The organism is Micromonospora sp. BQ11 (assembly GCF_052068135.1).
In the GTDB taxonomy this organism is placed as follows: domain Bacteria; phylum Actinomycetota; class Actinomycetes; order Mycobacteriales; family Micromonosporaceae; genus Micromonospora.
On record NZ_JBQHDB010000005.1, the window covers coordinates 142284 to 156025 of the forward strand.

Annotated in this window: 5 protein-coding genes; all 5 read right to left on the minus strand. The window is 72.5% G+C overall.

Annotated features, from left to right (window positions below; all coding sequences use genetic code 11):
- Window positions 1-35: 35 nt before the first annotated feature.
- On the minus strand, window positions 36-6032 hold the full coding sequence (locus ACTMSW_RS12750) for a DUF4011 domain-containing protein (protein WP_441180787.1): 5997 nt from the start codon (window positions 6030-6032) through the stop codon (window positions 36-38).
- A 166-nt stretch (window positions 6033-6198) separates the two neighbouring features.
- Window positions 6199-9909 carry a S8 family serine peptidase gene (locus ACTMSW_RS12755; RefSeq protein WP_441180788.1) on the minus strand — a complete coding sequence of 1237 codons (3711 nt, stop codon included), beginning with the start codon at window positions 9907-9909 and terminating at the stop codon, window positions 6199-6201.
- A 200-nt stretch (window positions 9910-10109) separates the two neighbouring features.
- The gene (locus ACTMSW_RS12760; RefSeq protein WP_441180789.1) at window positions 10110-10577 is read right to left on the minus strand and encodes a hypothetical protein; all 468 of its coding nucleotides are present in this window, start codon (window positions 10575-10577) and stop codon (window positions 10110-10112) included.
- A gap of 12 nt (window positions 10578-10589) precedes the next feature.
- Complete coding sequence (locus tag ACTMSW_RS12765) at window positions 10590-10748, minus strand: hypothetical protein (RefSeq protein ID WP_441180790.1); 159 nt, start codon at window positions 10746-10748, stop codon at window positions 10590-10592.
- A 108-nt stretch (window positions 10749-10856) separates the two neighbouring features.
- Window positions 10857-13691, minus strand: coding sequence for a DEAD/DEAH box helicase (locus tag ACTMSW_RS12770; protein WP_441180791.1), 2835 nt, complete (start codon window positions 13689-13691; stop codon window positions 10857-10859).
- Window positions 13692-13742 lie beyond the last annotated feature (51 nt).

Consider the following 13742-nt stretch of genomic DNA (forward strand, 5'->3'; position numbering starts at 1 on the left):
CTCCTGTTCTCGGGTGTCGTCAGCAGCGGGTGTCGTCAGCCGAGGGTGAGGTGGCCCTCCGCGTCGTGGCGGAGGCGGCCGCTGGTGACGGCGACGTGCAGCCCGTACCGGAGCAGCTTGTCGATCTTGTCGGTGCGTCGCCGGTAGCCGAGGCGCTCCAGTCCGGCGCGCAGCAGCCGCTCCTCCGGCAGGTGGGGCACGCCCTGCAGGACGTGGACGAAGGCGTTCGCCACCTCCTCCGGTGACACCTCCTCGAACGCCCGCTCGTTGCTGGCCTGGGTGACCCGGTACGCGTGGTACGTGCGTGGGTCGGCGCCGTCGGGCCAGGCGTACCGGCCCACGGTGGGGTGTGCGTACCACCGGCGGGAGTCGACGAGCGCGAGCACGGCGGCGCGGCGGTCCTCGCGGGTGCGGAGGAAGCCGAACCGGGCGAGGGCCAGGCGGGCGAGGCGGTGCTGCTCGACGGGCCCCTCGGCCTCGATGATCTCGCGGAGCGCCGTGCGCATGAGCCCGCGGACCCGCTGGTCGGTGGCGAAGAGGTCGAGGTCGGCCTGGTCGCCCAGCGGTGTCGGGACGTACGGAACGAACGGGCTCACCGTGATGGTGCCGGGCGCGGTCGCCGGCGCGACCGCCACCGGACGCGACGCCGGCGGAGCGGCGATTCCGGTCACGGGTGCCGGCGTCGTGCCAGGAGGTGGCTCTGCGGGGCGCTCCTGCGACACCTCGGCATCCGGACCGGGACGCTGCTGCGGCAGGTCGACGTCCGCCGCGGGCCGGGGCTGCGGCGGCGCGACGTCGTCGGGGGGCGCGAGCGCCTCCGCCTGCGCGGGCTCCGGTTCGACGATCTCGGGCGCCTCGGCCCGGGTGATCGCCTCGTCGACCCGGTCGAGCAGCGCCGACCGGTCGTGGATCCACGCCGGGAGCCAGAACCGCACGACCTGCGGCCAGCCCATGATCGTACGGAGCAGCGCGGGCGCCGAGTCGCGGTCGGCCACCGTGGGCCGGGCGCTCCAGTCGGGACCGTCCAGCATGACGGCCACCTGCCACCGCGGCGAACCCGGCCGGCGTACCGCGATGTCGACGGTGAAGTCGGACAGGCCGTGCGAGGTGCGGACCTCGTGGCCGCGGTCGCGCAGCGCCGCGGCGACCTCGTCGCGGATCCGGCTGCGTCGCTCCGTGCGGTCGGTGGCGAGGTCGCCCAGGCGGTCCGCGCCGGCGGCCGCCATCTCGCAGTACGCCCGCAGGTGCTGGGTGCCGACGGCAGAGGTACGGGACAGGTCGATGTCCGACGGGTCGAAGGAGGAGAACAGCACGACCTGCCGGCGGGCCCGGGTGATCGCCACGTTCAGCCGCCGCTCTCCCCCGGCCTGGCTGAGCGGGCCGAAGTTCAGCGGGAGCTGACCGGTCTCCGGGTTGGTGGAGAACGCCAGCGAGAACAGGACGACGTCCCGCTCGTCGCCCTGCACGTTCTCCAGGTTCTTGACGAAGATCGGCTCGGCGACCGCACCGGAGAGGTGTTCCCGGATGATCGCATCGGTGCTGTCCTCCAGCAGGTTGAGGATGAGGTCGCGCTGCTGGATGTTGAACGTGACCACACCGATGGACTGGGATGCGGTCACCGGGTCGTGCAGGCGGCGGGTGATGTCCGCGAGGATCGCCCGCGCCTCCACCTCGTTGGTGCGCGAGCCGCCGCGGTCGTACTGGCCGTCGACCCGTCGCCAGGAGATGCCGGCGGTGCTGCTGGCGCCGGGTGACGGGAGGCTGGAGAGCTTGTTGTCGTAGTAGTAGCGGTTGGAGAAGGCGATGAGCGACTCGTCGTGGCTGCGGTAGTGCCACGACAGCCACCGCTGGGGAAGCCCCGACTCGACGCCTTCGCTGAGGATGCTCTCCAGGTCCTCCAGCACCGGGCCGTCGCCCTCGTCGACATCGTCCACCGTGTGGCTGGCCTGCATGATGGTGGACGGGGGCATCTGCCGGGAGTCGCCGACGACCACCACGGCACTGCCCCGACCCATCGCGCCGATCGCCTCGGCGACGCGGATCTGGGACGCCTCGTCGAAGATGACCAGGTCGAACCGCTGGCTTCCGGGAGCCAGGAAGTTCGCCGCCGAGGCGGGACTGACCAGGACGCACGGCGTCAACGCCAGTACCGCGTCCGGGTACTGCTCGAACAGATCCCGGAAGGACCGGCCGCCGCGCTTGCGGCGCAGTTCCGCGGCAAAGTCGGCGAAGCGGCCGCGCCGGTCGGTCGGGCTGAACGGGCGGCGGCGGACCAGCACCGACGGCAGGCGCTCGGGCAGGGCGGACCGCAGCTCACCGGCGGCCGTCTCGAACTGGGCGATCTCGTCGTCGTGCAGCTCCGGATCGAAATACTGCAGGCCCCCGGCCCGGACCCGCTCGGCGAGGGACGCCGCCGCGACTCCCCGGCGGTAGGCCTCCTCGGCGAGCTGCGCGTTCACCTCGGCGCGGAGCAGCTGGTCCCGGTAGTCGGTCAGACCGGCGGAGGCGAGCACGTCGGCGTGGGTGAGGACGGTCGCCCAGCGGCGCAGCGGGAACAGCTCCTCGGTACGCAGGTCGTGCAGCCAGGTCGCGCCGTCGCGCTGCCAGGCGTCGACCCAGGTGGCGCCACCGGACCAGAGGGCGAGTTCGGCCGCGGCCGAGCGGAGCACCCCGCGCCAGGCCCGCCACCGGGAGGCGACCCGGTCCAGGAGGGCGGCGTCGACCTCGGTGGCTCCACGGTGGAACAGGTCCCAGGCCTGCGGATGTCGGGCCAGCAGGGTGCGGCCGGCCCGGGTCGCCTCGACCGCCTCGGCCAGCCGCTGCGGGGCGTCCGGGTCGGTGGGCTGCCACGCCGGCAACCGCAGTCCGCCCACCGCGGCCACGTGCTGGTGGAGCGTGGCGGCCTGCGCCTGGGCGGCGACCAGACGTCCGGTGGTCACCTCCACCCGCTCGGCGTCGACCGTCGCGCCGGCGACCAGGTGCACGGCCAGCTTGTCGACGACGGCCTGCCGGCGCTTGCGCTTGCCGAACAGCTTCTTCGCCGCCTCCTGCGCCTCGGCGTGCCAGGCGGCCAGCTCGGGGCGGGCGAAGACGTCCGGCCGGAAGGTGGCGAGCTCACCGGCGAACCCCTGGTGGAAGGCGGCCAGGTCGGCCTGGAGCCGGGCCACCGCCTCGTCCCACCGCCGGTCGTCGGCGCGCAGGGTCGTCTCCCGGTCCGGGAGCAGTCCGCGTACGGCGAGCCAGGCGCCGGCCTGCAGCTCGGTGACCGTCTCCGGGGCGGGAAGCGTGCGCAGCAGGTCGACCAGGTGGGGGTGGGAGGCGAGGTCGGCGCGGAGGCGTTCGAGGTCGGCGGCGATCTCGGTGACGGCCGCCCCGTGCAGCCCGTCGAGGGTGCGGCATCCGCTGAGCGCCCAGGGGTGCTCGGGCCGGATCCGCGCCGAGCGTGCGGCGGCCGGGAACTCCCGCAACGTCGTCTCCACCTGCGCGCGTGCCTCGGCGGACGCGTGCAGGTAGCTCACCGGGATCGGGGCGACCGGGCCGTCGCCGTACGCGAGGACCTGCTCGTAGGCCGACCAGAGCGACATCCCGACTCCGTTGGCGGTGTGGACCTGCGCCGGGTAGTCGACCAGCGGCGCGAGCCGCGTCCGGTAGGCCGTCTCGACGGCCGTCCAGTCGCCGTCGCCGCCCGGGTCGTACTGGTCGAGGGCGTCGCGGAGCTGCTGGCGAATCGCGTTGAGGGACTGCTTGCGACCGTGCAGGTCGAGGGCGAACGGTCCGAGACCGATCTGCTTGAGGCGGCGCTTCACGACCTCCAGCGCCGCCTGCTTCTCGGCCACGAACAGCACCGACCGGCCGGCGGTGACCGCCCGGGCGATCATGTTGGTGATGGTCTGCGACTTGCCGGTGCCGGGCGGGCCCTCCAGGACGAAGGAATGGCCGCGCTCGGCCATCACGATCGCCTGCATCTGGGAGCCGTCGGCGGGGATCGGCAGGTGCAGCTCCGCCTCCTCGACCGCCACCTCCGCCTGGTGGTCGGGGCGGGCCGGGTCGTCGAAGGTGGCGCCGGAGGATTCCACCAGGTGCCGGACGACGGGGTTCTCCAGGAACCGGGGCCAGTGGTCGCCGAGGTCCCGCCACATCTGGAAGGTGGAGAACTGCAGCAGCCGCAGGCTGGCGGTCTCGTCGATGCGGTAGTTGAGCCGGTTGTCGACGAGCCCGGTGTTGATGGCGGCGAGCGTCTTCGCCACGTCGATCCCGGCGTCGTCGAGGACCGGTCGCTCCAGCTCGGGGATCCGCACCGCGTGCTTCACCCGCAGCCACTCGATCAGGCAGTGGTTGGGGCTGGCGACCTCGGTGCCGTCGATGACCATCGCGTACCGGCGGCGGCCGGTGCCACCCTCGATCCGCACCGGCAGGAGGAACAGCGGCGCGTACGCCTCTCCCCCGGTCGTCCTGGTGTGCACCAGCGTGCCGATGGTCAGGTAGAGGTAGTTGCTGCCGGTCTCCTGCTCCATCGTGCGCGCCTCGCGCTGCAGCGCCCGCATCACCGTCTTGTAGCGGGCGTCGGTGACGGCGCCGTAGACCCGGCGGTCGGTGCGCAGCTCCCGGGTCAGGATCTCGGCGTCGAGGTCCTGCGCCCGACGCGCGCCGGCCAGCTCGTGGACGTGGCTGATGTCGTCCTGCGGAATGACCTGCACCTGACGGCCGTCGTGGATGAGGTCGTCGAGCAGGGCCAGCGCACCGGCCGGCACGTGCAGGTCCAGGCCGCGACCCCGCTTGGGCAGGTTGAGCAGCGGGTTGCGCAGACTCAGGTCGAGCAGGGACTTCTTCCACTGCTGGATGCGCGCCGGCGAGCCGTCGGACTGGTGCGGCACCTCGTCACCCTCGTCGGCGAGCTGGCGCAACTTGGCCGCCGCGACACCGGGCGGAAGGTCGAGGGACGCGGCGGCGGTGTCGGTGGTCGTCTCGGCGTCGACCGGCACAGCCAGCTCGTCATGCGACGGCAGCGGCCGGATGCCGGAGCGGTGGGCCAGGTGGACGTCGACGACGCCCTGCAGGCGCTGGCCCTCGCCGCGGAAGTGGCCGAGACCGACCCGTACCGCCTCGGTGAAGGTCGCGGTCTGGGCTCCCGGCCCGATCCGGGTCAGCTCGACCGGCACCGCCCGGCCCGAGTCGACCATCGAGATCAGCAGGTTGGTCTCGGTCACGGCGGCGGAGCCGAGCCGCTCCTCCTCGAGCAGGAAGCCGCCGAAGGCGTGCCCCTCGCTGATGAAGACGAGCGGGTGCAGCCCCGCGGCCTCCAGGCACGCGGCGTACGTGACGGACAGGTCGAGACAGTTGCCGAGCCGCCCGTCCAGCACGGCGGCGGTCGTCCGTACCTTCTGGCCGGTGTTCTCGAACGACGCCGGCAGGGTCTGGTAGGTGATCTCCAGTTGGCGCAGCGCCTCGTACACGGCGCCGGCGATCAGCGCCGCCCGGTCCGAGCCCTCCTGGTAGCCCTGCAGCGAGCCGGAGCCGGTCCGGGCGAGCAGGATCTGCGCCGCCGATCGCAGCACCGCCTCCACCGCGCGGGTGTTCGGCTGCACGAACGCGGCCAGGCTGTCGTAGAGGGCCGGGCTGTTGAACCACTCGTTGTGGGCCAGCACTCGCGACGGGGCGACCAGCGTCAGCGGCTTGCCACCCGCCTCGACCGTCAGGCGGTAGTCGACCGGGAACGCCTCGTCGGTGCGGTACAGCAGCGCGCGGTCGGGCGTGACGTCCCGGAAGTCGTCCCAGCCGGTGCTCGCGCCGGGCCGCAGCGGCGCGGTGAGCGTACGCGTCCACGGCTCGGTGAGCGCGCCGTCCGGCCCTCGCAGTTCGAGCGTCAGCGCCACGCCCACCAGCGGTTCCGTGCCCCGGTTGACCAGCGTGAGGTGGCGGACCAGCGGCACCCGGTTGTGCACCAGGGCGGCGTTGATCGCCGGCTGCACGAGCAACGCGACGGCGAGCTGGTCGTCGTCGGCGGTGAACTGCGCGAAGACGCTGTCGGACATGGGCGTTTCTCCAGGTGGGCAGGTCAGGAGGGCCAGCCTAGCGGTCACCCGACCGGTGGACGGGGCCCCGGCCGTATGCGGATCTTGGACGTCGTACGCCTGAGGCAGGACGTGCGGTGGGGCGGGACCGCTGAACGCGGCCCCGCCCCCTCCCCTCCCGTGACGCTCAGCGCAGGCCGAAGGCCCGCGTGATCGTCTGCGAGACGGTGTTGTCGGCGCTGTCCCGGGCGGTCGTGCGCAGCGTGACGAAGGCGGCGGCCTTCGGCGCCTTCAGGCTCGTCCGCCACCCGCCACCGTCCCGCGTCAGCTCCGTACGCTGCCAGGTCGCCCCGTCGTCGTACGACACCTCGACGGTGACCGCGCCGATCTCGCCCTGCACACCGGGCAGGTGCGAGGCGGTGACCGTCAGCCTGCCGTTGCGGGCCGCCCGGCCCGCCGTGTCGGTCTCCACCCCGTAGTCGAGCTGGATCAGCGGCAGGATCTCGGCGGACTCGACGCCGGTCGCCGCCGAGCTGAAGATCCACTCGGTCAGCGTCCGCCGCGAGTACGGGTTCGCCCACTCGGCCCGGTCGTTGTCGACCACCAGCCGGTACGGCAGCCGCTCGGCGGCGAGCCCGGTGACCGGCAGGAACTCGGCGTTGCCCCAGCGCAGCTCCCGATCACCCTGGTAGAGCGTCGCCCGGTTCTTCACGTCCCAGTTGCCGCGGGTGTCGCCGACGTGGCCGGCGCCGGAGTCACCCCAGCCGGGCACCGGGATGTAGACCCCGTCCAGGTAGCGCACCGGCAGGCCGTCGATGGCTCCCATCCGGGGCCGGTGGATCGGCCCGAACCAGCTCACCCGGCTGGTCTTCCTCGCCGGGTAGCGGAGCACGTCGATCGAGGCCTGCCCCATCTCGCCGGTGATGCCGGCGGTCTCGTACCAGTCGGCGCCCGTGGTGACCCAGTCGGTCCGCTCCCCCTGCGCGGGTACGGGGAGTTCGTTGGCGAGGATCCAGCCGTGCCAGACGTCGGCGCGGAACTCCCGCGCCTTGCCGGGCCGGTGGTTGCGGAACGAGACGTCCACCCGGGCCAGGTCGCGCTGCTCCAGGCGCCAGGTCGGGTCGGTGGGGACCGCACCATTCCAGTGCCGCACCACGTCGTACAGGTACTCGGCGGTGGGATTCGAGCCGACCGTCAGCTCGACCGGACCCCGGCCGAGGGCCTCGACCAGCGTCGACCCCTGGTCGGCGTTGAGGGTCGCCACCGTCAGCGGAGCCGGGCTCTCCGGGCTCCACGGTGTTTCGTCCCACGGCTGCGGCCGACCGAGGCCGTCGCCGGCCACCAGGAGCAGCAGCGCACCGGCCGCCGCGGCGGCCTCGGCCTGCTGGCGGATCTCCACGTCGTCGATGCGACGCACGACCACGGCCTTACCGCGTACGTCGCGGCCGGCCAGCTCCCCGGCCGAGCCGTCGCCGGCGAAGACCGCGGTCAGCGTGCGGATCCCCTTGGGCAGCGGCGTGGCGCCGCGCTTGACCAGCAGGTCGTCGAAGGTCTGCGACCCGGTGCGTACGGTCAGCGCCGGCTGTTCCAGCCGGAAGCGGGCGCCGAACTCGAAACTGCCGTTGGTCACCGCACGGCCGGTCGGCAGGGCCCACATGCTGTCGTACGACTCGTTCGGCAGCACCGAGCTCTCCACGAGGCTGTCGCCGAACGACCGGTGGACGTCCACACGCATCCCGAAGGGGCTGCCCGGCTGCGGCACGTACGCCTTGATCTGCCGGGCCTGCCGCCCGTCCAGCGTGACGGTACGGTCCTGGTCCAGGTTGACGTCGGTGAAGCTGAGCAGCGCCATGCCGAGGGAACGCGGACCGTTGGCGCCCTGCACGTCGGTGGCGAGCCAGCCGCTGTAGCTGCCGGCGGGCAGCCGCATGGTGGCGGTGCCGGCCTCGTCGAGGTCGATCGCGGCGAATAGCCTCCGCGCGGTGACGATGACCTTGCCGGAGGCGGGTTTCCCGGAGCGGTCCTTGGCGACGATTGTCAGGTTCTGCCGCTGGCCCTCCTTGCCGGCGCCGATCAGCGTCCGGGCCCGGACCGCGCCCGCGCCGTCGGTGGCGATGATCATGCCGCTGAGCTCCTGCTCGGCGGCGAGCCGGTCCATCTCCGCCGTGAGCGTCACCGTCGTGGTGCCGCCCGCGGGTACGGTCACCCGGTCGGCGGAGAGGGTGAAGAGCCCCGCCGGAGCGTTGGCGACGTCGACCTTCAGGGCCAGGTCCACCGGGGCGTCCCCGACGTTGGTGTACGTCACCTTCCGGGTGTCGACCGTGCCGGGCTTGTGCGGCCAGGACTGGAAACCGGAGTACGCGCTGACGGTCGCGAAGACCGTCGCGCGCACCGCCGCGGCGGCGTCGAGCCGTCCGCCGCCCGCCTGGTAGGGGGTGTAGGCGGGCGTGGCCTTGGCACTGCTGACCAGCGCCTCCTTGAGCCGCGGGCCGGTCCAGTCCGGATGCGCGGCGGCGAGCAGAGCGGCGGCGCCCGCCACGTGCGGGGTCGCCATCGAGGTGCCGCTCATCGACCGGTAGAGGCCCGAGCCACGGACGAGCTGCGAGCGGGCGGCGAGGATGTCGACACCGGGCGCGCTGATCTCCGGCTTCAACCCGCCGTCGGTGCGCGGGCCCTGGCTGGAGAAGCCGGCGAGCGTGTCGGTGCCGTCGACCGCGCCGACCGTCAGGGCGGAGTCCGCCGTGCCCGGCGTACCGATGGTGCGCGGGCCGTCGTTGCCGGCGGCGACGACGAACAACGCGCCGGTCTCGGCGCTGAGCGTGTCGACCGCCACGCTCATCGGGTCGGTGCCGTCCGTGCCGCCACCGCCCAGGCTCATGTTGATGATCCGGGCCTTCTCCTGGCGGGCGGCCCACTCCATGCCGGCGAGGATGAAGGACTCCTGTCCCCGACCGTCGGAGTCGAGCACCTTGGCGATGTGCAGCCGGGCGCCGGGGGCGACGCCCCGCTCCTTGCCGTCGGAGGCGGCGCCGGTTCCGGCGATCGTCGAGGCGACGTGCGTACCGTGGCCGTTGTAGTCGTCGACGTACTCCTCCCACGGCACGAAACTGGCGGTAGCGTCGATCTGCTCGGCGAGGTCCGGGTGCCCGGGGTCCACGCCGCTGTCCAGGACCGCGACCTTCACCCCGGTGGCGGTGTTCCCCTGCGCCCAGACCTCCGGCGCACCGATCTGCGCCGTCGAGTCCGCCAGGCTGGCGGTCACCTTCCCGTCGAGCCAGATCTTCGCGATGCCGCCGGCGAAGGCCGGGCCTCCGGAGCGCCGGGCCGCGGGCGTCGCGGTCAGCGCCGACCAGAAGGCCGGCGCCTCGTCACGATCCTGCGTGACGGCCGCGCCCCGCACGCTCTCCAGCGGGCGTACGACCGTCGAGCCAGCCACCGGCGCGGTGCGACGGGACCGGGCGGCGGCCTCGGTGTACTGGACGATCAGCGGCAGCCGCTCGCTGCGCGTGTCGTCGTAGCCGTCGGCCAGGAGGCGGGTCACGTTGAACAGGCGCCGGTCGAGGATGCCGGCGTCGACGTACGACAGCGCGGCCTCGGGGTAGACGTAGGTCGAGCCGTCGACGACCACGCGGTGGAAGGCGGCGCTGGTGCCCTTCGGGTTGATGACCGAGTGGACGGTGTTCCCGTCGCTGTTGGCGATCGTCACCTTGTCCCCCGTGATCAAGGTGACGCTGCGCGTTCCGCCCTGCGACGGAGGCGGGACGGCGGTGCCGGCGGGCGGCACCGGACCGGCCGGGCCGGTCGGCGCGGCACCGGTGGCCGGCGCGCCGGACAGGGTCAGGGCGGTGACCACGCCGAGCGCGATCAGCCCCGATCTGCGTTTCGGTAGAGGACGCAAGGAGGTCCCTTCCTGGGCGGATGGAGTGTGGCGAGTGCCCAGGATCTTCCGAGCGATCTTCGTGTCGCGGCAACGCGTGGAGGCTGGCGCAGTTGGGCCATGGCCCAGACGCGACAGCGCTGGCCTGCATGGCTGCGGGCCGGTCAGGGCTCTTGTGTCACCGGCGCCGCCGTCGCGCGCCGACTACCCGGGGCTCTTCGTCACCAGTCGCGGGCCCAGTCCGGTGGTGGCACCACGGCGAGCTGCGGCTCACCGCTGATGGGCTCCAGCGCGTGCACGATGCGGAGGTTGCCGTCCGCCGCCGCGTCCTCGTCGATGGTGACGCGTCCACTACTTCCGTCCGTGCTGACCAGCAGCCACCGGTCGGGGTGGATGCTGCCGTCGTCGACCAGGGCCCGTACGCCGAAGGTGCGGGCCAGCGTGACGGCGAGATCTCGCTCGTTCTGGCCCGTGGCGTCCGCGAGTTCCGTGTCACCGGTGAGAATCCAGCCGAAGCCCTCGTCCTCGTCCGGCGGGGTGAGCATGGCGACCGGGCGGGGGTCGTCCACCGCCCGGTCCTGGATCCGCCCGACGTAGAGGGCCTCCGGAGCGATGCCGTACTCCTGATGCAGGAAGCGGCGCAGAGGCTCCGCTGGTAGCTCGTTCTCGAAGTGGAGTTCGTACCGCAACCCCTACCCCCGTCAGCTTTCCGGCTCGTCGTACGGGGGCTCCTCGTAGCCCTCGATGATCTCGGGGGCGTAGTCAGGGCCCCAGTCGGAGAACCTGCTTCGTTCGCGCCGTGGCGACGCATGCTTCTCCGTGGCCGGATCGTCGTCGGGACGCGGTCGCTCAGTGGTCACGAGCGCAGGCTAATCGGAACCGGCTCACGTCGGTGTGCCCGGCCTGGACATCCGCCGGGCAGCCACCGGGCTCCGTCGGCTCCATGAGGCATCAGGGACGTCCCCAGGTCAGTGCCTCTCCGACACATCGCGGCTCTGCCTGCTCTTTGTGCTGTCGCACTGCATGCAGCCGTAACCGACGGTCGGCAGGCCACGCCGGCCCACCTCGAACCGGACCAAGGTACGGGAGCAGCGACCACAGTCATCGCCCAGTTGCCCGCTGCCGGGTGCGATGCCGGGCCGTCGCCGTTGCGCCCGCCGCACCGCGTCGGCGAATGCCGTGTGCCGGGTCCGCAGGACCACACCGGGGTCGGGGCCGAGCAGCGACCCGGTCGACGTCCACACCACGTCGTCGATGACGACGCTGGATTCGAGGATCGGTACACAGGGGCGGATGTTCACGCCACCGCGCGTGGCCTCCATCGCCTCGGCCGAGAGGTAGCCGTCCGGGTCGGGCTCGACCCAGATCGTCACTGGTTCGTTCGCCACGTCCTGCTCAGCGAGCAGCTTGAGCGACGGGATCAGCGCCCGCAGCCCGACCAGGGGCGCCCGGGGCAGCCACATCTCCACGGTCCCGGCGCCAGCGAGGTCGTCGCGGAGAGGCTCCGTGACGGGCCCGGTCACCCGTCGGGTCGCCGGCGAGTAGTCGAGTGCCGTCTCCCACGGAACCACCTGGCCGCGCTCGAGGAGCTTCGCGAAGAACTGCCGCACCGCATCCTGAGTGGTACGGCTGCGGTGCAGTTGGTCCAGAGCCGCCACGACGACAAGGTGGTCGCGGGCGCGGCTGGCGGCAACGTTCAGCAGCCGGGCCCCGTCACCGCCGGACTCTCCCTCGGTGAACCAGCGGTGCAGCGGACGTACGCCGGTGCCGCTGTCGACGGTGTCGTAGACGACGATGTCCCGCTCACCTCCCTGGAATCGGTGCACGGTCGAGGCGGCCCAATCCTCGAGGTCCGATGCCGGAAGGAGCGATTCCAGCAGGCGGGCCTGTGCGGCGAAGGGCGAGATGACACCGAGGCTGGACACGTCACCGCCGGAGTCGGCGAGGAGCCCGGCGACGAGTTGCGCGTGCATGAGGTTGTACCGAGAGGACATGCCCTGTTTCCGAGCGGTCCTCGCACCGATCCTGGACGTGTCGAGAAGAACAAGTTCTCCGCCGGCCCAGTCCGCTCTGCTGTTGCGCGACCTGGTGGATACCTGTCGCGCGGTGACCAGCGGACTCTCCGGATAGAACGCCTCGCTCACCACGTGGTTGATGTCGCGACGCATGCGGTACTGCTCGGTGAGCGCCGCGAGCCGACCAGGTGCCATTCCCCTGCTCACCGCGACATCCACGGCGGCCTTCTCGAACGGGCTGTTCAGCAGCCACTCCCGTGCCGACGGGGTGTCGGCGACGACGACTGGCGGCAGTTGCCGGAAATCGCCCGCGACGATGGTGTGGCCGCTGCCGGCGCCCGCGACCAGCATCGCAAGCGCCGTCGTGGTCATGCTCGCCTCGTCGAGGATCACCACGTCGAAGGTGAGTTCGCGCAGCGTCCGCAGCACCACCTGGTGCGAGGTAGCGGCGACCACCTCCGCCTCGCGGCAGACCTGTCGGCGTACGTAATGCAGGGACTCGTCGAGTTCCCGGATCCGGGCGCTGGCGTCGGCCAATCCCCGCTCCAGGGTCAGCCGCTGTCCCTGTTCCTCGTCGGTCAGGCTCGCGTGCCGGCGTTCCAGGGGCTTGAGCTGCTCCCGCAGGCTGCGGACCCGTTGTCCCTCGCGGACCCGCAGCTCCGCCAGGGCCTCGCCGCGCTTTGCAGCGATCTCGTCGATCAGGACGTGCCCGTCGGGACGCCCGATGAGGGAGGCGTCAGAGGGCTGGCCGAGTCGGACCAAGCCGCCACCGGCGAGCTCGGGTATCTGCTTCAGAACCGCCTTGACCGCGACGTCGACGGCGGCGTTCGTGGGGGCGGTGAGCAGCACCCGCAGTCCGCGTACGCAGAGTTCCGCCACGAGGGTGCCGATGGTGGTGGTCTTCCCCGTTCCCGGCGGGCCCCAGAGCCAGGTGACTCCAGGGGTGAGCGCGAGTTCGACGGCGTACCGCTGCCCGTGGTTGAGGTGCTCGACCGCGACGGCCGGCAGCTCCTGCGGCGCGGCACCGCGACCGGCGGTCAGCAGGGCCGCTGCGGCCTCGGCGTTGAAGCCCGGCCCGCCGTTGACCAACTCGCGCAGGCGCTTGCTCTGTGCGGAGAGCAGCCAGGAGAGGTCACAGCGCAGCACGGCCTCCGCCGGCACTGTCGCCGCTGGCGGCACCGACAGCGTGACCACGTTGCCGAAGACCGACACCACCTCGACATCGATCGGCACGCCGTCGACGACCAGCGTCGCCTGGGCGCCTTCGGACACGCCGAGATCGCCCTCGGCCTCGAACCGCATCAGCTTCCGGGACGTCGTCTCGGCGACCACGAAGCCGCTGCTGACCGGTACGTCCTGCAGGGTGCGCCTGTCGGTAACGGCCCGGAGCTCCTCGTGCAGCGCCCGGGCGGCCTGCTCCGCAATCGGGGGCCAGGAGGCGGGCACCGGTCCGATCGGTGGGCTCGGCTCGTCCATCGGGATGCCGATCGAGGAGGCGAGCTGCCGTACCTCCACGGCTGCTCGCCGAGCGGCGGGCGGCTCCGGAGGGCGCCGGCTGGAAGGAGCCGGCGGCGTCTCGGTCACCGGGGCGGCCCAGCCTCGCGGTACCCAGTTGTCGCCCTGCAGGTCGGCGAGACCATGGGTTGCGCAGGCGATGTAAACCTCGCTGCTGTCGGCCCGCACACCGGCTTGCCGGAGTGCCGCGAGCAGCGCCTCCTGCGACAGTGGCCCGCGCGACAGCGCCTGTTGCACGACCTTGATGAGCTTGCGCTCAGCTCCAGCACCCACACTGACCCCCGTCATCCGCGAGGCTGGCGACAGCCCCGCGTGGTGGCAACA